General features: G+C 67.8%; 22 protein-coding genes. 15 read left to right on the top strand and 7 right to left on the bottom strand.

Annotated elements, in window-relative coordinates:
- Window positions 1–199 precede the first annotated feature (199 nt).
- Window positions 200–1,093, bottom strand: coding sequence for a hypothetical protein (locus ARC23_RS19055; protein WP_057498643.1), 894 nt, complete (start codon window positions 1,091–1,093; stop codon window positions 200–202).
- Between the two features lie 492 nt (window positions 1,094–1,585).
- On the opposite strand from ARC23_RS19055, the gene ARC23_RS19050 reads away from it, so the two are divergent.
- The 9 genes from ARC23_RS19050 to ARC23_RS19010 all read left to right on the top strand — a co-directional run bounded on the left by ARC23_RS19050 (window position 1,586) and on the right by ARC23_RS19010 (window position 9,496).
- Window positions 1,586–3,019, top strand: a complete 1,434-nt coding sequence (locus ARC23_RS19050) for a Do family serine endopeptidase (RefSeq protein WP_057498642.1) — start codon at window positions 1,586–1,588, stop codon at window positions 3,017–3,019.
- A 101-nt stretch (window positions 3,020–3,120) separates the two neighbouring features.
- Complete coding sequence (locus ARC23_RS19045; protein ID WP_010486932.1) at window positions 3,121–3,486, top strand: hypothetical protein; 366 nt, start codon at window positions 3,121–3,123, stop codon at window positions 3,484–3,486.
- 8 nt (window positions 3,487–3,494) lie between these two features.
- Window positions 3,495–3,965 (top strand): phage holin family protein, encoded by a 471-nt coding sequence (locus ARC23_RS19040; protein WP_057498641.1) that lies wholly within the window; start codon window positions 3,495–3,497, stop codon window positions 3,963–3,965.
- Window positions 3,962–4,417, top strand: a complete 456-nt coding sequence (locus ARC23_RS19035; protein ID WP_057498640.1) for a hypothetical protein — start codon at window positions 3,962–3,964, stop codon at window positions 4,415–4,417. The genes ARC23_RS19040 and ARC23_RS19035 overlap by 4 nt, the downstream gene beginning before the upstream one ends.
- Before the next feature lie 67 nt (window positions 4,418–4,484).
- Complete coding sequence (locus ARC23_RS19030; RefSeq protein ID WP_057498639.1) at window positions 4,485–5,594, top strand: AI-2E family transporter; 1,110 nt, start codon at window positions 4,485–4,487, stop codon at window positions 5,592–5,594.
- Window positions 5,595–5,625: 31 nt separating this feature from the next.
- Window positions 5,626–6,345, top strand: a complete 720-nt coding sequence (locus tag ARC23_RS19025; protein WP_057498638.1) for an HAD family hydrolase — start codon at window positions 5,626–5,628, stop codon at window positions 6,343–6,345.
- Between the two features lie 3 nt (window positions 6,346–6,348).
- The gene (locus tag ARC23_RS19020; protein ID WP_057498637.1) at window positions 6,349–7,716 is read left to right on the top strand and encodes a leucyl aminopeptidase family protein; all 1,368 of its coding nucleotides are present in this window, start codon (window positions 6,349–6,351) and stop codon (window positions 7,714–7,716) included.
- A gap of 143 nt (window positions 7,717–7,859) precedes the next feature.
- Window positions 7,860–8,963: a catalase family peroxidase gene (locus ARC23_RS19015; RefSeq protein WP_057498636.1), complete on the top strand. Its 1,104-nt coding sequence runs from the start codon at window positions 7,860–7,862 to the stop codon at window positions 8,961–8,963.
- Window positions 8,960–9,496 (top strand): cytochrome b, encoded by a 537-nt coding sequence (locus ARC23_RS19010; RefSeq protein WP_057498635.1) that lies wholly within the window; start codon window positions 8,960–8,962, stop codon window positions 9,494–9,496. The genes ARC23_RS19015 and ARC23_RS19010 overlap by 4 nt, the downstream gene beginning before the upstream one ends.
- A gap of 583 nt (window positions 9,497–10,079) precedes the next feature.
- On the opposite strand, the gene ARC23_RS19005 is transcribed toward ARC23_RS19010, so the two are convergent.
- The 3 genes from ARC23_RS19005 to ARC23_RS21330 are packed head-to-tail and all read right to left on the bottom strand — an operon-like array spanning window position 10,080 to window position 12,027.
- Window positions 10,080–10,682: a response regulator transcription factor gene (locus ARC23_RS19005; RefSeq protein WP_025878350.1), complete on the bottom strand. Its 603-nt coding sequence runs from the start codon at window positions 10,680–10,682 to the stop codon at window positions 10,080–10,082.
- Window positions 10,679–11,902, bottom strand: coding sequence for a sensor histidine kinase (locus tag ARC23_RS19000; RefSeq protein ID WP_057498634.1), 1,224 nt, complete (start codon window positions 11,900–11,902; stop codon window positions 10,679–10,681). Before ARC23_RS19000 ends, ARC23_RS19005 begins: the two co-directional genes overlap by 4 nt.
- The gene (locus tag ARC23_RS21330) at window positions 11,899–12,027 is read right to left on the bottom strand and encodes a hypothetical protein (RefSeq protein WP_275044136.1); all 129 of its coding nucleotides are present in this window, start codon (window positions 12,025–12,027) and stop codon (window positions 11,899–11,901) included. The genes ARC23_RS19000 and ARC23_RS21330 overlap by 4 nt, the downstream gene beginning before the upstream one ends.
- 202 nt (window positions 12,028–12,229) lie before the next feature.
- Here ARC23_RS21330 and ARC23_RS18995 point away from each other — a divergent pair, with 202 nt between their 5' ends.
- The 4 genes from ARC23_RS18995 to ARC23_RS18980 all read left to right on the top strand — a co-directional run bounded on the left by ARC23_RS18995 (window position 12,230) and on the right by ARC23_RS18980 (window position 16,770).
- On the top strand, window positions 12,230–13,477 hold the full coding sequence (locus ARC23_RS18995; RefSeq protein WP_057498633.1) for an efflux RND transporter periplasmic adaptor subunit: 1,248 nt from the start codon (window positions 12,230–12,232) through the stop codon (window positions 13,475–13,477).
- Window positions 13,478–13,579: 102 nt separating this feature from the next.
- The gene (locus ARC23_RS18990; RefSeq protein ID WP_049435531.1) at window positions 13,580–14,269 is read left to right on the top strand and encodes an ABC transporter ATP-binding protein; all 690 of its coding nucleotides are present in this window, start codon (window positions 13,580–13,582) and stop codon (window positions 14,267–14,269) included.
- 14 nt (window positions 14,270–14,283) lie between these two features.
- Complete coding sequence (locus ARC23_RS18985) at window positions 14,284–15,441, top strand: ABC transporter permease (protein ID WP_057498632.1); 1,158 nt, start codon at window positions 14,284–14,286, stop codon at window positions 15,439–15,441.
- 12 nt (window positions 15,442–15,453) lie between these two features.
- Complete coding sequence (locus tag ARC23_RS18980) at window positions 15,454–16,770, top strand: ABC transporter permease (protein ID WP_057498631.1); 1,317 nt, start codon at window positions 15,454–15,456, stop codon at window positions 16,768–16,770.
- Window positions 16,771–17,022: 252 nt separating this feature from the next.
- Here ARC23_RS18980 and rarD read toward each other — a convergent pair whose 3' ends face one another.
- Both rarD and yedA read right to left on the bottom strand, forming a co-directional pair.
- Window positions 17,023–17,922, bottom strand: a complete 900-nt coding sequence (gene rarD / locus ARC23_RS18975) for an EamA family transporter RarD (RefSeq protein ID WP_057498630.1) — start codon at window positions 17,920–17,922, stop codon at window positions 17,023–17,025.
- Window positions 17,919–18,824: a drug/metabolite exporter YedA gene (gene yedA, locus ARC23_RS18970; protein ID WP_057498629.1), complete on the bottom strand. Its 906-nt coding sequence runs from the start codon at window positions 18,822–18,824 to the stop codon at window positions 17,919–17,921. The genes rarD and yedA overlap by 4 nt, the downstream gene beginning before the upstream one ends.
- A 299-nt stretch (window positions 18,825–19,123) precedes the next feature.
- Here yedA and ARC23_RS18965 point away from each other — a divergent pair, with 299 nt between their 5' ends.
- Both ARC23_RS18965 and ARC23_RS18960 read left to right on the top strand, forming a co-directional pair.
- Window positions 19,124–20,458 (top strand): MFS transporter, encoded by a 1,335-nt coding sequence (locus ARC23_RS18965; protein ID WP_057498628.1) that lies wholly within the window; start codon window positions 19,124–19,126, stop codon window positions 20,456–20,458.
- Between the two features lie 67 nt (window positions 20,459–20,525).
- On the top strand, window positions 20,526–20,825 hold the full coding sequence (locus ARC23_RS18960; protein ID WP_057498645.1) for a hypothetical protein: 300 nt from the start codon (window positions 20,526–20,528) through the stop codon (window positions 20,823–20,825).
- Window positions 20,826–20,999: 174 nt separating this feature from the next.
- Here ARC23_RS18960 and ARC23_RS18955 read toward each other — a convergent pair whose 3' ends face one another.
- Complete coding sequence (locus ARC23_RS18955; RefSeq protein WP_057498627.1) at window positions 21,000–22,652, bottom strand: M28 family metallopeptidase; 1,653 nt, start codon at window positions 22,650–22,652, stop codon at window positions 21,000–21,002.
- Between the last annotated feature and the right edge of the window lie 12 nt (window positions 22,653–22,664).

Genomic DNA, 22,664 nt, shown 5'->3' with positions numbered 1-22,664 from the left:
AGGCGGATGCCCACGCCCAGCAGGGTGATCAGGGCCAGGCCGGCCAATGTGGACAGCACGCCCTGCCAGGAACTGAAGTCGATACCGCGCATGCCTGGGGCTCCGGCGGGAAGAACCTGCATCTTGCCCCAGACCACGCCCCAGAAATGCGAAAGGCCCCACCACCCGGTGGGTGGCAGGGCCTTCGGTCACGACGCGATTACTTGCGCTTGGCGACCTTGCGCACGGCCTTCTTGGCCGGCGCCTTCTTGGCGGCGACCTTCTTCAGCGGCGCAGCCTTCTTGGCGACCGTCTTGCGGGTGGCGGCAACCTTCTTGCCAACGGCCTTCTTGGCAACGGCGGTCTTCTTGCCGACAACCTTCTTGGCAGCGGCGGTCTTCTTGCCGACAACCTTCTTGGCGACGGTAGCCTTCTTGCCGACAACCTTCTTGGCAGCGGCAGTCTTCTTGGTGGCGACCTTCCTGGTGGCGGCAACCTTCTTGCCGACGACCTTCTTCGCAGCCACGGTCTTCTTGCCGGCGACCTTCTTGGCGGCGACGGCCTTCTTGGCCACGGCCTTCTTGGCGGTGGCGACCTTCTTGCCGACCACCTTCTTGGCGGCGGCGGCCTTCTTGGCAACGGTCTTCTTGGCGACGGCGGCCTTCTTGGTGGCAGCCTTCTTCACGGTGGCGACCTTCTTGCCGGCAGCCTTGGCAGCGCCCTTGGTGGTCTTCTTGGCAGCGGCGGCCTTCTTGGTCACGGCCTTGCCTGCAGCGGCCTTCTTCTTGGCCACTTCCTTCTTCAGGGCAGCGGCTTCAGCCTTGGCATTCTTCTTGGCGGTTTCCAGCTTCTTCTTCGCCGAGGCAACGGTCTTGCCGACCGACTTGGCAGCCTTCTCGGCCTTCTTGGCAACGGTCTTCTCGACCTTGGCCACGGCCTTCTTGGCCTTGGCAACGCGGGTACCGGCAGCCTTGGTGGCGCGCTTGACGGTCTTCTTGACCGACTTCACGGCGTCTTCGGCGGCGTGGGCGATGGTCTCGCCAACGTTGGTGGCGGCTTCTTTGACGTTCTCGACGGCGTCGGTCACGACCGACACACCATTACCGTTGCTCATGTTGCCCTCCTGGGGGCCTTAGGTATCAAAACGGGGCGATGCTATACCGACATTGACGATCGTGGAACGGGGCGTGCGCCGTCAATCGCATCTGTTGCGACGGCAATGGTGTAGCCGATTGCCTTCAGCGCGCTTGCAGGTGCGCAGGAAACCCCTTTTTTTCAGTGCTGCGCCGCACGCCAGGCACGACGGCAAAGGAGTGCCGCGTGCATCGGTACGGATATGGCCGCAGGTGCGCGTGGTGGTGTCCTGCGGCACCCGGTTGCGCGGAACTGCGCAAGTATCGGCCGATGCCGGCTGCGTTGGCGGCGTACCTGGACACTGCACGTCTGTCCTCCGCCGCTGTCGCCACCGGCGTTCGCGACGGCGCTTGGTGCCGGTGTCACGCATCCGACTTTCATGGCGCATTTATCCAGATCGCGACAGACTCATTCAGCTTGTTTTACCGTAGGGCCGATAGGCCCCTCCTTTCCCCCCTGCGAAACGACGCCCATGCGACCGCTACCCACCCTGCTCACGCTCGCAATCGCCGCCGCCTTCGGTGGCTTCGTTGCCACCGGCATCAATGCCCACCTGGACAATCGCGCCGATGCGGCGCCCCTGCCCGCGGTGCTGCCCACCACGGCGGCGCTGCCGGCCTCGGTAGCCGGGCAGGCGGTGCCGTCGCTGGCGCCGATGCTGGAAAAGGCGATGCCGGCGGTGGTCAGCGTCAACACCAAGCAGGTGGTGCGCGTGCGCAATCCGTTCTTCAACGACCCGTTCTTCCGCCGCCTGTTCCCGGATATCCCGCAGGAGCGCATCAACGAATCGCTTGGCTCGGGCGTGATCATCGATGCCCGCGAAGGCCTGGTGCTGACCAACCACCATGTCATCGACAACGCCGATGACGTGCAGGTGACGCTGGCCGACGGGCGCACGGTCAAGGCCGAGTTCCTCGGTTCGGACCGCGACACCGACATCGCGCTGATCCGCATCCCGGCGCAGAACCTGACCGACATCAAGCTCGGCAACAGCGACCAGCTGCGGGTAGGCGACTTCGTGGTGGCCATCGGCAACCCGTTCGGCTTCAGCCAGACGGTCACCTCGGGCATTGTCTCGGCAGTGGGCCGCAGCGGCATCCGCGGCCTGGGCTACCAGAACTTCATCCAGACCGATGCGTCGATCAACCCGGGCAACTCCGGTGGCGCGCTGGTCGACCTGCAGGGCCAGCTGGTGGGCATCAACACCGCCAGCTTCAATCCGCAGGGCAGCATGGCCGGCAACATCGGCCTGGGCCTGGCCATTCCCTCCAACCTGGCACGCAGCGTGGTCGACCAGCTGGTCAAGCACGGCGTGGTGGTGCGCGGCACGCTGGGCGTGGAAAGCCAGAACCTGACCGCGCAGATCGCGCAGGGCCTGGGCCTGGGCGAAACCCGTGGTGCACTGATCACCCGCGTGCTGGCCGGCTCGGCCGCCGCCGCCGCCGGCTTGAAGCCGGGCGACGTGGTGGTTGCGGCCAACGGCCAGCGCGTGGACAGCGCCGAGGCCCTGCACAACGTGGAAGGCCTGGCCGCGGTGGGCAGCGCGATGACGCTGGACGTACGCCGTGAAGGCAAGCCACTGCAGATCAAGGCGACACTGAAGGAGCAGGCGCGCGCGGTCAGCGGCGACAGCCTGGACCCGCGCCTGGGCGGCGCCACCTTCGTCGACCTGCCCGAGTCGCTCCGCCAGTCCGGCGCGGGCGGGGTGATGGTCAGCGAGGTCAAGCGCGGCAGCCGCGCGGCCAGCAACGGCCTGCAGCCGGGCGACATCATCACCGATGCCACCGTGGGTGAATTCGCTGATCTGGCCAGCTGGCGCGCCAACTTCCAGCAGCGCCCACCGACCCTGGTGCTGCGCATCCTGCGCAACAACGGCCAACAGCAGGGCCAGCTCGTGATGCGCTGATCGCTCTGCCGTAACACCCCCTATACCCCGGCAATGCTATTGCTGTCAGTCCAGGTCGGCACCGCCGACACCCGATCCCCCATCGCAACAGGAGTGATTCGATGAGCCCCACCAATACCGAGAACCTGAAGGAACACCTGGGTGAAGCCGGTTCCCACCTGAAGCAGGCTGCCAGTGCCGCCGGCGGTGCGATCAAGGGTGCGACCGGTGCAGCGACCGACGAGCTGCGCATCGGCAAGGCCAACGTCAAGGCTGAACTGTCCGACAGCGCCCTGTCCGGCCTGGCCGCCGCCGAGTTCGGCGGTGCCGCCGCCAAGGAACAGGTCGATGCTCTGATGGACAAGGGCAAGGACCTGATCGACAGCGCCGCCGAGCTGATCCGCGAGCGTCCGCTGGCGTCATTCGGTGTGGCCTTCGCTGCCGGCTGGATCATCGCCAAGCTGGCCCGCGGCAGCAGCGACAAGTAAGCGGCAGCGTGAGCGAAAACACCACGCAGGCACCTGATCCAGCGGCGACCCCGCCGCTGGATGAGAGCATCCGCCAGGTTGGCGCGGCCGGTCGTGCCGCCGCTGATTCGGCCAAGCACACCGTGCGTTCGCTGCGCCGGCTGGCATCTGCCGACTTCGCGCTGGCACGCAGTGCCTTCGGCCGTGCGCTGGCCTGGGCCGGTGTGGCCATCGTGTTCGGCGCCTCGGCCTGGCTGCTGATGGCCGCCACGCTCATCGCCCTGCTGCAGAGCTGGGGCCTGAGCTGGCTGCAGGCGCTGCTGATCACCTCCCTGCTGAGCCTGGCGGTCACCGGCTACGCGATCTGGCGGGTGTCCTACTTCTTCCACCACACCGGCATGCACGCCACCCGGCGGCAGCTGTCGCGCCTGGGCCTGTTCGACGAGCCCAGCGAAGACGATCCCGATGCCGAGGTGCAGCTGCCGGAGGGCAAGCCATGAAGTTCGGCGCGCTGCAACGGCGGGTGAAACGCTGCGAACAGGTGGTGACGGTTCGCCTGGGCGAAACCCAGGACCACTGGTCCACGCTCAGCCAGGTCTGGCGCCAGGGCTGGTCGCCGCTGCGCATCGTGGTGGTCGGCCTGGCCGGCGGCTTCATCGCCGGCAAGCTGGAAGTGCCGGGCAAGGTCAACGGTGCGCGCTGGCTGCAGATGGTCGGTTCGGTCTCCAACCTGTTCGCCAGCGCACAGGCGGCGTTTGCCACGGCGATGGCGGCACAGGCTGCGGCCACCGCCGACGATGCGGCCGAAGAAGCCGGCGATGCCAGCGAACAGGCGCAGGCGGCCGCATCGGCTTCGGCCGCACGCCCCGCGCCGGCAGCACAGCCCGCCGCGGAGCCGGAACTGCGCGAACCGCGGCCGGCCGAAGCGGCCACCGAGCTGTCCGAACGTTGATCCATGGAATCCGCCGCGCCGATCACGGCCGGCGGATAATGCGTTCCCCTTCCTGGTTGCCGCATCGATGAGCGAGTCCCTTCTGTCCCCCTCACCGGGCACCCCGGACGCACCCGAGGCGCCGCTACCGCCACCGTCGCGCCCGCGCGGGCCGATGTCGCTGGTGGTGCTGGCCACCCTTGCAGTGGGCTTCACCCTGTGGGCCGCACAGGACATCATCCTGCCGGTGCTGCTGGCGATGTTCTTTGCGCTGGTCGGCAACCCGATTCTTCGCCTGTTGCAGAAGCTGTGGATTCCACGGGCACTGGGCGCGCTGCTCATCCTGGGCGCCGGCCTGGGCGTGACCGGTGCGCTGGCGGTGCAGCTGATCGGCCCGGCAATGGACTGGGCACAGGAGGCACCGCAGCAGCTGCGCAAGGTGGCCCGCCAGGTGCAGGACCTGACCAAGCCGGTGCAGCAGGCCAACCAGGCCGCGGAGAACTTTGCCCGCGTGGCCGGCGGTGACAGCAACCGCAAGGTGCAGGTGATCCGTACCCAGCTGGACGATCCCTACCGCATGCTGACCCGTGCGCCACGGCTGGCCGCCTCGGTACTGGCCGTGGTACTGCTCACGCTGTTCTTCATGATCTACGGCCAGAGCCTGCAGCGCGCGGCGATCGCGTTGTTCCCGAATCGCCAGCAGCAGCGCTTCACCAGTGACATCCTGCGTTCGATCGAGCGCGAGGTCTCGCGCTATGTGCTGACCATCAGCGTGATCAACACGCTGGTGGGACTGGTGTTCTCCGGCGTGCTGATGCTGCTCGGCATCGGCCTGCAGGAGGCGTTGCTGTGGGGCACGGTGGCCGCGCTGCTGAACTTCGCGCCGTACGTGGGCCCGCTGATCGGCGTGGCGCTGATGCTGTTGATGGGCTTCGTCGAGTTCCGCGACCCGTTGCAGGCGCTGCTGCCAGCGGCCGCCTACCTGGGCCTGCACACCCTGGAAGGGCAGATGGTGACCCCGATCGTGCTGGGCCGGCGCATGAAGCTGTCGCCGCTGGTGCTGATCCTGGCGCTGATGGTGTTCGGCTGGGCCTGGGGCATGATCGGCCTGCTGCTGGCGGTACCCCTGCTGGTCTGCATCAAGCTGGTGCTGGCACGGCTGGACGGCATGCAGGGTTGGGCACGCCTGCTGGAATGAAAGCCCGCGCGGGCAGGGGTAGAATGGCGGGGTGAATTTCCCCGTCCAAGCCATCACCCTCGACCTTGACGACACGCTGTGGCCGTTCGCACCCATCGGCGCCCGCATCGAACAGGTCCTGCACGCCTGGATGTGCGAACACAGCCCCGCTACCGCCGCGATGTATCCGGTGGAGGCGATGCGCGAACTGCGCGAGCGGCTGTACCACGCCCATCCGCACCTCCACCACGACCTGAGCGCACTGCGCCGGTTGACCCTGCACGAAGCGCTGCACAGCAGTGGCGCCAGCCTCGATCTGCTGGAGCCTGCGTATGAAGTGTTCTACGCCGCGCGTAACCAGGTGGAGTGCTATCCCGATGCGATCGACGCGCTGGCGCGCATTGCCGCACGGGTACCGGTGGCGGCGCTGAGCAACGGCAACGCCGACCTGGAGCGGATCGGCCTGGCCCATCATTTCGCCTTCCAGCTGGGTTCGCGCGAACACGGCGCCGCCAAGCCCGAAGCCAGCATCTTCCACGCCGCATGCACCCGCCTGGGTGTGGCGCCGGCACAGGTGCTGCACGTCGGCGACCATGCCGACATGGACGTGGCCGGGGCGATTGCCGCCGGCCTGCGCGGCTGCTGGATCAACCGCGACGCCGCCACCTGGACCCATCCGCAGCTGCAGCCGGACCTGCAGTTCGACACCCTTACCGGCCTGGCCGACTGGTTGGATGCCAACCTCGACGCCGCCGCACCCCGGAGTACCTGACGCATGAGCGAGATCACTGGTTTCACCGCCGACGCCGCTGCGGCGCTGCCGTTGTACGTGCTGGACCGCGAGCAGTTCGCCGCCTGGAAGGACAGCCAGCCGGCTGCCACGCAGGCGTGGCTGGCATCGCAGGGCTTCAACGCCGGCGCCCACAGCGTGGCCCTGCTGCCGGGCGCCGATGGCCTGGCCGGTGCGGTGATGGGCGTGGGTGATCGTGCCGATGCCTACAGCTATGCGCATGCGCCGCACGCGCTGCCGGAAGGCAGCGTCTGGCAGCTGGCCAATGACCTGCCGGCCGCCGAACTGGCGCTGCTGCAGCTGGGCTGGGGCCTGGGCAGCTACCGCTTTGACCGCTATCGCAAGCGCAACCGCGCACCGGCGCAGCTGGTGGCCTCGCCGACCGGCGAAGTGGCCGACCTGATCGCCGCCAGCCTGCGCGTGCGCGACTGGGTCAACACCCCGACCGAAGACATGGGCCCGCAGCAGCTGGAAGACGCCGCGCGCGCGCTGGCCGATGCACATGGTGCGCAGTTCGAGGCGATTACCGGCGACGAACTGCTGAAGCAGAATTTCCCGGCCATCCACGCCGTGGGCCGCGCTTCGCATCGTGCGCCGCGCCTGGTCGTGCTGCGCTGGGGCAGGGAAACCGACCCGGCGCTGGTGCTGGTGGGCAAGGGCGTGTGCTTCGATACCGGCGGGCTGGACATCAAGCCGGCCGACGGCATGCGCAACATGAAGAAGGACATGGGCGGCGCCGCGCACGCGCTGGCCCTGGCCGGCTTGGTGATGGCGCGCGGGTTGCCGGTGCGGCTGACCCTGCTGGTGCCGGCGGTGGAAAACGCGATCGGTCCGGATGCGTTCCGCCCCGGCGAAGTGATCGCCACCCGCAAGGGGTTGAGTGTGGAGATCGACAACACCGATGCCGAAGGCCGCGTGATCCTGTGCGACGCGCTGACCTTCGCCGGCGAGCAGAAGCCGGACCTGGTGCTGGACTTCGCCACCCTCACCGGTGCCGCCCGCATCGCGCTGGGCCCGGATCTGCCGGCACTGTTCAGCAACGACGACACGGTGGCCCAGCAGTGGCTGCAGGCCGGCGACGCAACCCGCGACCCGGTCTGGCGCATGCCGCTGTGGCGCCCCTACCTGCGCTATCTGAGCAGCGGCATTGCCGACCTGGCCAATGCCGGTTCGCGCATGGCCGGCTCGGTCACCGCCGCGTTGTACCTGGAGCGCTTCCTGCAGGACGGCCAGCGCTGGGCGCACCTGGACGTATACGCCTGGAATGATGGCGAACGCCCGGGCCGTCCGGCCGGTGGCGAAGCGCTGGCGCTGCGCTCGGCGTGGGCGATGCTGAAGGCGCGTTACGCCTGAGGAAGGCGCCGGGCAAGGCCCGGCGCTACCCGCTCCGATGGGGCCGGGAAATCTGACGAAAAATTGAATTTCGGCCCCGGCCGGGTTCTGCGAGGATGTGTGGGTCGACCACCCACACGCTCCGTGAAGGCAGGAACCCGACCATGTCGCTCTTCCGCTACACCCGCGCTGGCCAGGCGCCGGGCGCACCACGCAAGCATTCCCCCCTGCTCTGGATCGCACTGATCGCACTCATTCTGGGTGCCGTCGCGCTGGCCTTCGCCTGGCTGGCCGGCTGGATCGGCAACCGCCTGACCGCGCAGCGCTTCACCGACACCATCGAGGCCACCGGCCCGGCCCATCCGGGCTTCCGACGCGCGCACAGCAAGGGCATCTGCGTGAGCGGCTGGTTCGAACCCAGCGCGCAGGCCCCCACCCTGTCCAGCGCGCGGGTGTTCTCGCAGGCCCGGGTGCCGGTGATGGGCCGCCTGTCGATCGGTGGTGGCGATCCCTATGGCGCCGACAACACCGCGCGCGTGCGCAGCCTCGCGGTGCAGATGGTCAGCGATGACGGCCAGGAATGGCGTATGGCGATGAACAGCTTCCCGTTCTTCGCCGTGCCCAACGCCGAGGCGTTCTTCGAGCAGACGCGCGCCTCCATTCCCGATCCGGCCACCGGCAAGCCCGACCCGCAGAAGATGGCAGCGGTGCTGGCCAGGTACCCGAGCGCACAGGCGTTCCAGCAGTGGGCGAAAACGGCGCCGTGGACCAGCAGCTGGGCCGACACCACCTTCAACAGCGTCAACAGTTTCTGGTTTACCAACGCGCAGGGCCAGAAGCGTGCCGTGCGCTGGCGCTGGCAGCCGCAGGCGGCGGTGGTGGAGATGGATGCGGAAACGCGCAAGCAGGCCAGCGTTGATCTCCTCAGCCAGGAACTGCAGCAGCGCCTGGCCAACGGCCCTGTGCGCTGGAACCTGGTCGTGACCACCGCCGAGCCCGGCGATGCCATCGATGATCCGTCGGTAGCGTGGCCCGAATCGCGTGAACAGGTGGTGGCCGGCGTGCTCAGCCTGGACCGCATGCAGTCGCAGGAAGAAGGCGCCTGCGGACAGATCAACTTCGATCCGCTGATCCTGCCCAGCGGCGTGCGCGGCAGCGACGATCCGATCCTGGCCGCACGCTCTGCCGTGTATTCGCAGTCCTTCAACCGCCGCGAACGCGAGCGCGCCAGCGGAAATGTCGAGCCACCGAAGGAGGCCGCACGATGAGCACCGGCAACGGCCACTTCAACCTGCTGGGGCGGGTGCTGCACTGGTCCATGGCGCTGATGATCATCGCCATGCTGTTCATCGGCGTGACCATGGTCGCATCGCTGCACCTGCGTCCCGTACTGATCGACCTGCACCGCCCGCTGGGCATCGCCATCGGCGTACTGGTGCTGCTGCGCCTGTACAACCGGCTGCGCCATCGTCCACCGCCGCTGCCGGCGGACCTGCCCGTGTGGCAGGTGATGGCAGCCAAGGCCTCGCACTGGATGCTGTATGCGCTGATGCTGGCGATGCCGTTGATCGGCTGGGCGATGCTGTCGGCCGGTGGGTACCCGATCGTGTTGTGGGCTGGATTCCACCTGCCGCCGATCGTGCCGCACACCCCGGCGCTGTATGCCGCGTTGCGCAATGCGCACAGCCTGTTGGCGTATGTGTTGTTCGCCACGGTGCTGATGCACGTGGGTGCGGCGCTGTTCCACCTGTGGGTGCGGCGCGATGGGGTGTTCCAGGCGATGGCGCGCGGGAAGGAGTGAAAGGGTTCGCCGGGCGTTCCCGGCGGATTGTTTTCCGCGACCGCGGGGGGGTGTCACTTTTCTTTTCGCGCGAAAAGAAAAGTAACCAAAAGAAACGCGCCGCCAGAGCGCGAGCCGGTGCTGCGCACCGGTGCCCTGTGCTTCTCGGTGAATCAGGGGACGGCGCCGAACTCGCTACGCTCAAACACCGGCGCCTCTGCGCCCCTGATTCCCCTGCGATGCTCGGCTCGCTAGAAGGCGGACCCAACGTCAAAGGCCACAGCTGCACCCAGTAGATCCACGCCATGCGTGGATGCTCTAGCTGTTGATCTTGCCCTTCCAGTCCGCCTTGAGCGAGCCGAGCACCGCAGGTCCGGCGAGGGCGAAGAGGCACCGCTGTCCTGTAGAGCCGACTGCTAGTCGGCTGGCTTCCCGTGCCGTCCCTCGACGGGCCGAGGAGCGCAGGGCACCGGCGTGCGAAGCGCTCTGGCGGAGCGTTTCTTTGGTTACTTTCTTTGCGCGCAAAGAAAGTGACACCTCTCCACAGGCGCGGAAATGATCCGCCGGGCAGCGCCCGGCGCTACCAGTGCGTCGGCGCACGCCGCTACAACCACCCCTTCTGCCGCGCCAGCCGGTACGCCTCGATCCGATTGGCCACACCCAGCTTGCCGATGCACTCGGACAGGTAATTACGCACCGTCCCGTGCGACAGCCCCAGCTGCTCGGCAATCTCGCTCGCGGTTCGGCCCTCCCCTGCCAGCCGCAGCACGCGGCGCTCGCGGTCGGTCAGCGGGTCGGCCTGCGACCACGCGTCCAGTGCCAGCTGCGGGTCGATCGCGCGGATGCCCTGCTTCACCTTGCGCAGGGCCTCAGCCAGATTCTCCGCCGGCGCATCCTTCAACAGGTACCCGAGCACGCCCGCTTCCAGCGCGCGGCGCAGGAAGCCGGCACGGGCGAAGGTGGTCACGATCACCACCTTGATCGGCAGTTCATGGCGCGCGATGCGCTGCGCCAGTTCCAGCCCGGACAGGCCCGGCATCTCGATGTCGGTGACCAGAATGTCCGGCTGCAACTGCTGCAGCATGCGCCAGGCGGCCTCGCCATCGGCAGCGCTGCCCAGCACCTCGATGTCCGGCTCCAGGCCCAGCAGCGCCGACAGTGCGCCACGTACCATCGCCTGGTCCTCAGCCAGCAGGATGCGGATCATGCGGCACCGCCCGGTGCCAGCGTCGGCGGCGTGCCCGGCGGCAGCGGTGTAGTCGCGGCAGCCAGTGGCACGCGCACGGTCAGTCGCGTGCCCTCGCCCTTTGCGGACTGCACCTGCAGGCTTCCGCCCAGGGCGGCCACGCGCTCGCGCATGCCGCTTAGCCCATTGCCCTCGGCCTGCACGCCACCACGACCATCGTCGCGGATCTGCATTGCCAGCATGCGTCCCTCCAGCATGAACTCCACCCGTGCCTGTGTCGCCTGTGCATGGCGCACGATATTGGTCGCGGCCTCGCGCAGCACCAGCGCCAGCCCGCGTTCGACATCCACCGGCATCGCCGGTGGCGGTGCGTATTGCAGGTGGACCTGCTGGCATTCCAGCAGCAGCCGCGCCGAGGCCAGCTCACCGGCCAGGTCACTGGCACGGATGCCGGTCACCGCACTGCGCACCTGCGCCAGTGCCTCGCGCGCGATGTCCTCGGCCTCGCCGATCTCCTGCCGTGCACGTGCGTCGCCGCGGTCGTGCAGCTTGCGCGCCAGCTCCAGCTTCAAGGTGATCAGCGACAGGGTATGGCCCAGCAGATCGTGCAGGTCGCGGCCGATGCGCTCGCGCTCGGCAGTGGTCGCCAGCCGCCGCACTTCGTCCTGCGACAGCTGCAATGCCGCATCCTTCTGCTGGTTGAGTGCTTCCACGTTCACGACCAGGCCGACGATATAGGACACGGCCGGGATCCAGACCAGGCTCTGCCACGGGTACTGGAACAGCAGCGCGAGGCTGCAGAACAGCAGGTTCAGGCCGGTGAGCTGCAGCAGATACTGCCACCAGCCACCACGCCCGCTCACCCGCAGCAGCACGCAGCCGAACACGAAGTAGGTCAGCCCGGATGGGTACCAGGGCAGCATTACCAGCGACATCGCGATCAGGCCCAGTGCATAGCGCGGGGCGTGATGGCGCGGCGCCACCATCACCTTGGCGTACAGCAGCAGGAACACCGGATAGCTGGCCAGCGTCAGCAGCAGCCAGCGCAGGGTGAAGCCATGGCCAAGCAAGGGCGTCAGGAAGATCCACACCGACCACAGCAGGTGGACTGCCTCGCTCCAGGGGGATTTTCCCCGGCGCAGCGTATCGGCCACCGCCGAGTCCGGCGCGGGGCGCAGCAGCGAGGCAAGCCATGTCGGCGGCACGGGCGGTTCCAGGCGGGGGCGATCGCCGCCGATCATGCCAGTTCAGCCGCCCGCGCGCAGGCGCCGCCGCCGGCCGGGCGGTGGCGGCGCAACCGAACGCAGATCGCGGTACGCTTGGCGGTGGCGCCGCGGCGGGCCAGCAAGGGGGCGATCGGATCCATCGGCGGTACCGGTAGCGGGGACGTTGCCATCCTGTGCCGCCGTGGTCACATTCGGCAGTTGCCGCCGTCAGTGACATCGGATGACAGCTGTCACTGCCGTCATCGCTGTGCCTGCCTGCATGCTGTGCCGCACGCTCCACCGCCGGAACCGCCGCCGTCCGCCCTTCCGGTCACACCCGCCCGAACGCCTGTGATGGAACGAATGAACGCTTCTGCCGAGCTGTTGAAGGAACTCCGTATCGAACGCAAGTCGCCGCCGCCCGCCTCCGGGGGCAGTGGCGGTGGACGCCGCTGGCTGTGGATCGTGATCCTGGTGATTGCGCTGCTGCTGGCCGCCGGCGCCTTCGCGCTGTTCGGCCGTACGCCGGCCGTGGAAGTGGAAACCGCGCCGGCGGTAGCCATCCAGCAGGGCAGCGCCAGCAGTTCGGTACTCGATGCCAGTGGCTATGTGGTCGCCCGGCGCATGGCCACGGTGTCGGCCAAGATCACCGGCAAGGTGCGCGAGGTAATGATCGAGGAAGGCATGCGGGTCGAGGCCGGCCAGGTGATGGCCACGCTGGACCCGATCGATGCCGATGCGCAGCGCAGCCTGTACGCCTCGCAGCTGCAGGCCGCGCGCAGCCAGGTGGCCGGGTTGGAGGCGCAGCAGCGGCAAGCCGCCGCCGAAGCCAGCCGCCTGCAGGCGCTGGTCGGCCAGCAGCTGGTGTCGCGCTCGCAGTACGACCAGGCCGTGGCCCAGCGCGACAGCCTGCGCGCGCAGCTGGACACCGCACAGCGCAACGTCAAGGTCGCCCACGACCAGCTGGCCATCGCCGACCTGGGCGTAGACAACAACGTGGTGCGCGCGCCGTTCTCCGGCGTGGTCACCGCCAAGGCCGCGCAGCCGGGCGAAATCGTATCGCCGCTGTCGGCCGGCGGCGGCTTCACCCGTACCGGCATCGGTACCATCGTCGACATGGATTCACTGGAAATCGAAGTGGAAGTGGGCGAGGCCTTCATCGGCCGCGTACAGCCGAAGATGCCGGTGGAAGCCACGCTCAACGCCTACCCGGAATGGAAGATTCCCGGCGAGGTCATCGCCATCATCCCCACCGCCGACCGCGGCAAGGCCACGGTGAAGGTGCGCGTGGCGCTGAAGGTGAAAGACCCGCGCATCGTGCCGGAGATGGGCGTGCGGGTCAGCTTCCTGGAACAGGCACAGCCGCAGGCCGCGGCCAAGCCGCAGGGCGTGCGCGTGCCGGGCGGCGCTGTGGTCCAGCGCGAGGGCGCCTCGGTGGCCTTCGTGCTGGGTGAGGAGAACCGCGTGCAGCAGCGCACGGTCGAGGCTGGCCAGGCGATGGGCAAGGACCGCCAGATCCTCAAGGGCGTGAGCGCAGGTGAATCGGTGGTGGTGAACCCGCCGGACACCCTGCGCGATGGCGCCAAGGTGCAACAGAAACAAGCGCAGTAACGGCCTGGCGCCCACGGGCGCCGCCGGCAGCACCGCTCGATGCACGCCTGTGGCCACCGCAGGTGTGCTTCCCCGTTTCCCGCCTTCCGTGGAGAACCCCCCATGTCGACCCTGGTTTCACTGCGCAACATCACCAAGACCTACCAGCGTGGCCCTGAGAAAGTGCAGGTGCTGCACGGCATCGACCTGGACATCGCCAGCGGCGACTTCGTTGCGCTGATGGGCCCGTCCGGCTCGGGCAAGACCACCCTGCTCAACCTGATCGGCGGCCTGGACAATCCCAGTGGCGGCGAAATCAGCATCGAAGGCGAGCGCATCGACCAGATGAGCGGTGGCCAGCTGTCGACCTGGCGCAGCCACCACGTCGGCTTCGTGTTCCAGTTCTACAACCTGATGCCGATGCTGACCGCGCAGAAGAACGTGGAGCTGCCGCTGCTGCTGACCCACCTCAGTGCTGCCCAGCGCAAGCGCAATGCCGAGATCGCGCTGACCCTGGTCGGCCTGGCCGACCGCCGCAGCCACCGCCCGAATGAACTGTCCGGCGGCCAGCAGCAGCGCGTGGCAATCGCCCGCGCGATCGTCTCCGACCCGACCTTCCTGATCTGCGATGAACCGACCGGCGACCTCGACCGCCAGTCCGCCGAGGAAATCCTCGGCCTGCTGCAGCAGCTCAACCGCGAGCACGGCAAGACGATCATCATGGTCACCCATGACCCGAAGGCGGCCGAGTACGCCACCCACACGGTGCACCTGGACAAGGGCGAGCTGGCCGACGCGCCGCTGGCTCACTGACGGAGGCCACGGCGATGAAATATTTCTCGTTGGTGTGGGCGCAGCTGTTCCGCAGCCGCACCCGCACCCTGCTGACCCTGCTGTCGGTGGTGGCCGCGTTCCTGCTGTTCGGCATGCTCGATTCGGTGCGGGTGGCGTTCGCTTCCGGCGGCAGCGTGGAAGGCGCCAACCGCCTGGTCGTGGCCTCGCGGTTGTCGATCACCCAGTCACTGCCGATCCGCCTGGAAACCCAGATCCGCCAAGTGGCCGGCGTACGCGACGTGGCCTACGGCATGTGGTTCGGTGGCATCTACCAGGACCCGAAGAACTTCTTCCCGAACTTCTCGGTCTCGCCCAACTACTTCGACGTGTACCGCGAACTGCAGATCGACCCGGCGCAGCTGGAAGACTGGAAGCAGACCCGCACCGGTGCCATCGTCGGCGAGACCCTGGCCAAGCAGTTCGGCTGGAAGATCGGCGACACCATCCCGCTGCAGGCCACGATCTTCCCGCGCGGCGGCAGCAACGACTGGCCGCTGGAGCTGAAGGGCATCTACCGCTCCAAGGACCGTGCGCTGGCCGCCAACGAAGAGCGCCAGTTGATGATGAACTGGAAGTACTTCGATGAATCCAACGACTACATCAAGAACCAGGTGAGCTGGTACACGGTGACGCTGGACAACGTGGACCACGCCTCGCGGGTGGCGCAGGCCATCGATGCGATCTCGGCCAACTCCGACCACGAGACCAAGACCCAGACCGAATCGGCGTTCCAGCAGGCCTTCGTCAAGCAGTTCGCCGACATCGGCATGATCGTCACCTCGATCATGGGCGCGGTGTTCTTCACCCTGCTGCTGCTGACCGGCAACACCATGGCGCAAGCCGTGCGCGAACGCGTGCCGGAGCTGGCCACGCTGAAGACGCTGGGCTTCAAGGACAGCACCGTACTGACCCTGGTGATGGTGGAATCGGTGCTGCTGATCGGCCTCGGCGGCCTGATCGGCATGGGCCTGGCATCACTGGTGCTGCCGGCCATCAGCCCGAAGAGCATGGGCATGCTGCCCCCACACGTACCGACCCCGACCTGGCTGATGGGGCTGGGCCTGATCGTGGTGATCGGCATCATCGTCGGCCTGCTGCCGGCGCTGCGTGCCAAGCGCCTGAAGATCGTCGACGCACTGGCCGGCCGCTGAGGAGACCTGCAGATGAACAAGTTCAAGAAGTGGGCCGGCAACGCGTTGACCGTGCTGCTGCTGGTCATCGGCCTGGTGTTGTGGATCGGCCTGCCGTGGATCGGCGTGCTGGCCGTGGCCGTGCTGGTGGCGCTGTGGCTGCTGCTGACCCGCGGCGGGCGGCTGGCACTGGCGGCCACCCGTATCGGTGTGGCCAGCCTGCCGCAGCGCTGGGGTGCATCGTCGGTCATCGTGGTCGGCATCGCCGGCGTGGTCGGCGTGCTGGTGGCGATGCTGGCGATGGGCGAAGGCTTCCAGGCCACGCTCAACAATACCGGTGATGACACCACCGCGATCGTGCTGCGCGGTGGCTCGCAGGCCGAGACCAACTCGGTCATCACCCGCGAACAGGTGCCGATGCTGTCCACCCTGCCCGGCATCAGCCGCGACGCGCAGGGCCGTCCACTGCTGTCGCCGGAACTGTCGCAGGTGGTCAACCTGGTGTCGAAGTCCGATGGCACCGACGTCAACGCGCAGTTCCGCGGCGTCGGCCCGCAGGCGTGGGCAGTGCATGACCGGGTCAAGATCGTCGAAGGCCGCAGGTTCGGCACCGGCCTGCGCGAGATCGTGGTCGGCCAGGGCGCCAAGGGCCAGTTCCGCGACCTGGAGGTGGGCAGGACGCTGACCCTGGGCAACCAGACCTGGACCGTGGTGGGCGTGTTCGCCACTGGCGATGCGCATGACTCGGAACTGTGGACCGACGCCGACACGCTGGCCACCACCTACCAGCGCAGTGCCTGGCAGTCGATCACCGTACGCACCGAAGGCAAGCCGGGCTTCGAACAGTTCAAGGCCGCCGTGGCAGCCGACCCGCGCCTGAAGCTGGACGTGGAAACCACCCGTGCTTACTACGGCAAGCAGGGCGGCGGCCTGACCAAGCTGATCGACATCCTCGGCAAGGTGATCGGCACGATCATGGCGGTGGGTGCAGTGTTCGGCGCGCTCAACACGATGTATGCCGCCGTCGCCACACGTGCGCGCGAAATTGCCACCATGCGCGCGATCGGCTTCCGCGGCCTGCCGGTGGTGACTGCGGTGATGCTGGAGACGATGCTGCTGGCGCTGCTCGGCGGCCTGCTCGGCTGCGCGGTGGCGTGGTTGCTGTTCAACGGCTACAGCGTATCCACCATCGGCAGCAACTTCAGCGCGGTGGTGTTCAAGTTCCACGTGTCACCGGAACTGCTGTGGACCGGCCTGAAATGGGCGCTGGGCATCGGCCTGGTCGGTGGCCTGTTCCCGGCATTGCGCGCGGCGCGCCTGCCGATCACCACGGCGCTGCGCGAGACCTGAGCGCCGGCTTCGCAGCGGCAGACCCGCAAGGACGGAGCGAAGGCTCCGTCCTTTTTTCTGTCATGCGTCTGTGGATTGTTGGACGCGATTCATCTTGCTGGCACGCTGCCGGACCGTTGCCAAGGGAAACCCTCTAGAATCGCGCGCGCATCATCTGCAACCGCGTTCCCGTTACGGCCATCTCTCTCCTGGCCGTGGATGGAAGCAGAACGGCGCCCTTCGGGGCGCCGTTCTTTTTGGGCCCCGCGCCGGTCAGCGCTTCGCCGCGCGCATCGCGCGCAGGTTGTCGCTGACGAACAGGATCAGGCCGGCCCAGATCGCGGCAAAGCCGATCGCCTTGCCGGTATCGAAGGCTTCATGGAAGAAGAACATGCCCAGCAGCAGCTGCAGGCTCGGTGCGATGTACTGCAGGATGCCGACCAGCGACAGCGGAATGCGCTTCACGCCGTAGGCAAAGCCGATCAACGGCACGGCGGTGACCACGCCACCGAAGATCAGCAGCAGGTCGTTGCGCCAGCCCCAGCCATGGAAGAATGCGCCGCCATGGCCGTTCTCCGCCCAGATCGCGAAGGCCAGCGCCGGCAGGAACAGGTACAGGCTTTCCACGCCCAGTCCGGCCACCGGGTCGACCGAGACCAGCTTGCGCAGCAGACCATACAGGCCGAACGAACAGGCCAGGCCCAGCGCGATCCACGGCGGCGTGCCCGCGTCGATGGTCAGCCAGGCCACGCCCACGGCCGCCATCGCCACCGCCACCCACTGCAGGCGGCGCAGGCGTTCCTTCAGCACCAGCACGCCCAGCAGTACGTTCACCAGCGGGTTGATGAAGTAGCCCAAGCTGGTCTCGATCACATGGCCGGCGTTGACCGCCCAGATGTACAGGCCCCAGTTGAAGGCGATGGTCAGGCTCGAGACCAGCAGGATCGGCAGCGCGCGCGGCTGCGCGGCGATCTTCCGCCACCAGCCCAGGCGCGCACTGAGCAGCAGCCAGCCCAGCACCAGCACCGTGCTCCAGATGATGCGGTGAGCGATGATCTGGAACGAAGGCACCTCGTTGAGCAGGTGCCAGTACACCGGCACCAGCCCCCAGATGACGAAGGTGGAGGCCGTGACCAGCAGGCCCCGGCGCTGTTCTTTCTCGTCCATGCTCATTGCTTGCGCGTCCTTGCCATCGTCAACACCACCACGCCCAGCAGGATCACCGCCATCGCCAGCAGGTCGCGCCAGCCGAAGCGCTCACCGTTGAGCAGCGCACCCAACAGCACCGCGATCACCGGATTGACGTACGCATAGCTGCCGGCCAGCGCCGGGCGCACGTTCTGCAGCAGCCACACGTAGGCGGTGAAGGCGACGATGGAGCCGAACACGCACAGGTAGGCCATCGCCAGCAGGCCGCCGGTATCGGGCAGCGTGGTCGGGCGCTCGCCAACGGCCAGGCCGATCAGCACCAGCAGCACGCCGCCGCAGATCATCTGCCCGGCCGCCGTCATGAACGGGCCCGGCAGGTCCAGCCCGCGAGCCCACACCGAGCCGAAGGCCCAGCCAACCGGCGCGATCAGCAGAAGCACCAGTCCGGTCGGCGAAGCGGTCAGGCTGCTGCCGGCATTGAGCCAGACCACGCCGAGGAAACCAATGGCGATGCCCAGCCATTCACCGCGGCTGGCGTGCTGGCCGCGCAACGCCGAGAACAGCGCCATCCACAACGGCACCGAGGCCACGGCGGTCGCCGCCAGGCCCGAGGACACCTCGCGTTCGGCCAGCACCACCATGCCGTTGCCCAGCACCAGCATGGTCACGCCCATGATCAGCAGGTTGCGCCACTGCCGCAGGCTCGGCTTCGGCAGCTTCCAGAACAGGCGCAGCGCCGCGTACATCACCCCGCCGGCGATGATGAACCGGCTGCCGGAGACCATCGTCAGCGGCAGCGCACCGCCGTGCAGGGCCTTGGCGATGCCCAGGTAGGTCGAACCCCAGACCACATAGACCAGCAGCAATGCCAGCGCGACAAGGCCACCCCGGGGGGCAGCCGCAGACGGAGAAGAGGGAGCCGACATGACGCACCAGCAGACGGGGGAAACCGATTCTAGAGCCTTCTACAGCGGGAAATCACCCCGGTTTGCGACAACCTGCCGGTGCCCGCCGAGGCCCTCGCGATCACAACGGATACGACGATTTAGTTATGGTCCGCAGGCGTGGCCTGGTCCACCCTGTGCGGTCCCATGCCCTGCCCGCCCTCCCGGCACCCGGCGTTGACGTGGGATGCAGTACCTAGGAGGCTGGCCCGCAGCGCCCTGCGCACGCCTGGCACCGATCTTTCCCGCACGGAAGCGCCGCATCGAGGATTCCCACCCAGATGAGCACCACGTCCCAAACCGCTGCTCCCAGCACCGACGGCGCCGCGCTGCGCCGCTCGATCTCCAATACCCTCAAAGGCTCCGCCGGCAATCTGGTGGAGTGGTATGACGTCTACGTGTACTCGGTGTTCGCCGTGTACTTCGAGTCGCAGTTCTTCTCGCCCGACGACAAGAACTCCACGATGTATGTGTGGGCGATCTTCGCTGCCACCTTCCTGATGCGCCCGATCGGCGCCTGGTTCTTCGGCCGCTTCGCCGACCGCCATGGCCGCCGCCTGGCGCTGACCGTTTCGGTGACGGTGATGGCGCTGTGCTCGTTCCTGATCGCCATCACCCCCACCGCCGCCAGCATCGGCATCTGGGCGGCGGTCATCCTGCTGTTCGCGCGCCTGCTGCAGGGCTTCGCCACCGGTGGTGAATATGGCGCCAGCGCCACCTACATGTCCGAGGCCGCCATTCCCGGCCGTCGCGGCTTCCTGTCCTCGTTCCACTACGTCACCCTGGTCGGCGGCCACGTGCTGGCCCAGCTGACCCTGCTGCTGATGCTGACCTTCTGGGGCAAGCCGGAGATCTCCGAGTGGGGCTGGCGCATCGCCTTCGGCATCGGTGGCATCGCCGCAGTGGTGGTGTTCTGGCTGCGTCGTGGCATGGACGAGTCGCTGTCGGAGTCGTCCATCGAAGCCGCACGCGAGGGCAAGGCGCAGAAGTCCGGCTCGATGTACGAGCTGTTCGTGCACCAGTGGCGGCCGCTGCTGCTGTGCTTCCTGATCACCGCCGGTGGCACCATCGCCTTCTACACCTACTCGGTGAACGGCCCGAAGATGATCCAGAGCGCCTTTGCCGGCAACGACCCGATGACCGGCACCCTGATCAACCTGGGCGTGCTGGCCTTCCTGATGGTGCTGCAGCCGGTGGGCGGCTGGCTGTCGGACATCATCGGCCGCAAGACCCTGCTGGTGTTCTTCGGCGTTGGCGGCGTGCTGTACAGCTGGTACCTGATCACCCAGCTGCCGCACCAGCATGACGCCACCCTGGCCTTCCTGACCCTGGCACTGGGGTTCGTCATCCTCACCGGCTACACCTCGATCAACGCGGTGGTGAAGGCCGAACTGTTCCCCACCCATGTGCGCGCTCTGGGCGTGGGCCTGGGCTATGCGCTGGCCAACTCGCTGTTTGGCGGCACCGCGCCGCTGCTGTACCAGGGCGCGCTGAAGACCGGCCATGTGGACTGGTTCGCCATCTACGTCACCGCGACAATCGCGGTATCGTTGGTGGTCTATGTGTTCTTCCTCACCAACAAGGGCCCGAACTGGCTCGACGGCACCCGCAAGTAAGGATGCCGTAGTGATCGCGGCCACCGGTGCAATGCCGGTGGCCGCTGCGTCTCCCGCCGCGCCACTGATGTGGATCGCGGCGACGCTGGCCGCAGCCACGGCGCTGGCCTGGCTGCTGCGCCGTCCCAATGCGCAGGTCGCGTGGCCACGCATCGGATTCGGGATCGCCCTGCTGGTGGTCTGCGGCGCGCTGGCGCTTCAACTGGCAATGGACCTGGGCAGCGGACACAGCTCGCTTCAGCTGCGCTGGAGCTCCCGCCCGGGGCCCCTGCATGACGCCGGCATGCGCACGACGTTGGCGTGCTACCTGGCTGCGCTCGCAGCGGCCGGCTGGGGCGCGTGGGCGTTGCTGCGCCGGCGCCGGTAGTGCCGGCCGCTGGCCGGCAATCGGCAATCGGCAATCGGCAATCGGCAATCGGTAGAGTCGACTGTTAGTCGACTGCTCTCTCTGCCGGCACCCAAAAAACCGCGCTGCGCGCGATAGCCGATGAGCAGTCGACTCTACCCCGGCGGAATGACATGACGCCGCCGGTCCCGATCCTCAGCGGCGGGCGGCTTCGCTCTTGTCGCGCGCGCCGCGGAATTCCGATTCCTTTTCCCACGTCGGCCAGCGGCGGCTGTTGGCCAGCTCCGCGCCCAGGTCGTAGACCAGCAGAGTATCGGCGGCGTGACCGCTCGGATCCCAGCTCGGCGTCCAGGCATCGCAGGCCTGGTGGTAGCAATCGGCGAAGTACTTCTCGCGCAGCGCGCGGCCGGCCTCAACCCCACCGTCCCGCTTGTCCAGGCCCGGGCCGATGGTGATCGCCGGCACGCCCAGGCGGGCGAAGGCGAAGTGGTCGGCACGGTAGAAGAAACCGGCTTCCAGGTTCGGGTCCGGGCTGTAGCTGCGGCCACGGGCCTTGGCCACGCGCTCCAGATCGCCTTCCAGCGAGACCCGGCCCTTGCCCCACGACGCGATGTCGCGGGTCGGGCCATCCGGGCTGAACATTTCGATGTTCAGCACCGCGGCGGTCTTGTCCAGCGGCGCCAGCGGGTGCGCAGCGTAATAGCTGGCGCCCAGCAGGCCCTTCTCTTCGGCAGTGAGCGCCACGAAGTACAGCGTGCGCTGCGGCTGCGGGCCCGCGGCGAACACGCGGCCCAGTTCCAGCACCGTGGCCACGCCAGTGGCGTTGTCGATCGCACCACGGCGGATGCGGTCACCCTTGGCGTCGGGCTGGCCGATACCGAACGCATCCCAGTGCGCGGAGAAAATCACGGCCTCGTCGGCGTGTTCACCACCGGGCAGCTTGGCCACCACGTTGCGGGTCACCACCTGCTCGCGCTTGAGCGCGAACTCCACGCTCAGCCTGGCGTTGTCCAGTGCCACCGGGTGGAAGTCGGCGCGCATTGCCTTGCGCTTCTCGGCATCGAAATCCAGGCCGGCGTCGGCGAAGATCGCCTCGGCCAGCTCGCGCTGCATCCAGCCGCGCAGCGGCGTGTGCTGGGCCATCGCATCGGCCTGGCCGCGCTCGATGTCGAACAGCGGCGAGGTGCCCGAGCTCTTCACCGTGGCCCAGCCGTAGGCCGCCGGCGCGGTCTCGTGCACGATCAGCACGCCTTCGGCACCACGGCGTGCGGCTTCCTCGAACTTGTAGGTCCAGCGACCGTAGTAGGTCACCGCCTTGCCGTCGAACGCGCCCGGTGCATCGGCCTCGAAATCGGCATCGTTGATCAGCACCACGGCGATCTTGCCGTGCAGGTCGACGTCCTTGTAGTCGTTCCAGTGGCGTTCCGGCGCGTCGATGCCGTAACCAACGAACACCAGCGGCGCATCCTTGATCTGCACGCGCTTGCGTGGCTGCAGGCTCTGCAGGGTCACGTCCACGCCATTGGCCAGCGCGCGCCTGCCCTGCTTCAGCGACAGGCTGGCCTTGGCCGGGCCGTCCAGCTGTGCACGCACCAGCGGCACCGGCTGCACCCAGCTGCCATCCACGCCCCCCGGCTGCAGGCCGTAGCTGCGGAACTGCTCGATCAGGTACTGCACCGTGCGCTCTTCGCCGGCCGTGGCCGGCGCGCGGCCCTCGAATTCATCCGAGGCCAGCACCCGCACGTGGCGCGACAGTGCCTGCGGATCGATGCCGCCACCCGGCAGGTCGTTGGCCGCATGGGCCAGGCCCCCGACAAACAGGCAGGACGACAGCAGCAACACGCGCATCGGATTCACGGC

The sequence above is a fragment of the Stenotrophomonas beteli genome (assembly GCF_001431665.1).
In the GTDB taxonomy this organism is placed as follows: domain Bacteria; phylum Pseudomonadota; class Gammaproteobacteria; order Xanthomonadales; family Xanthomonadaceae; genus Stenotrophomonas; species Stenotrophomonas beteli.
The sequence above is the reverse complement of the archived record's forward strand: the minus strand, read 5'-3'. Positions and strand labels throughout refer to the sequence as shown.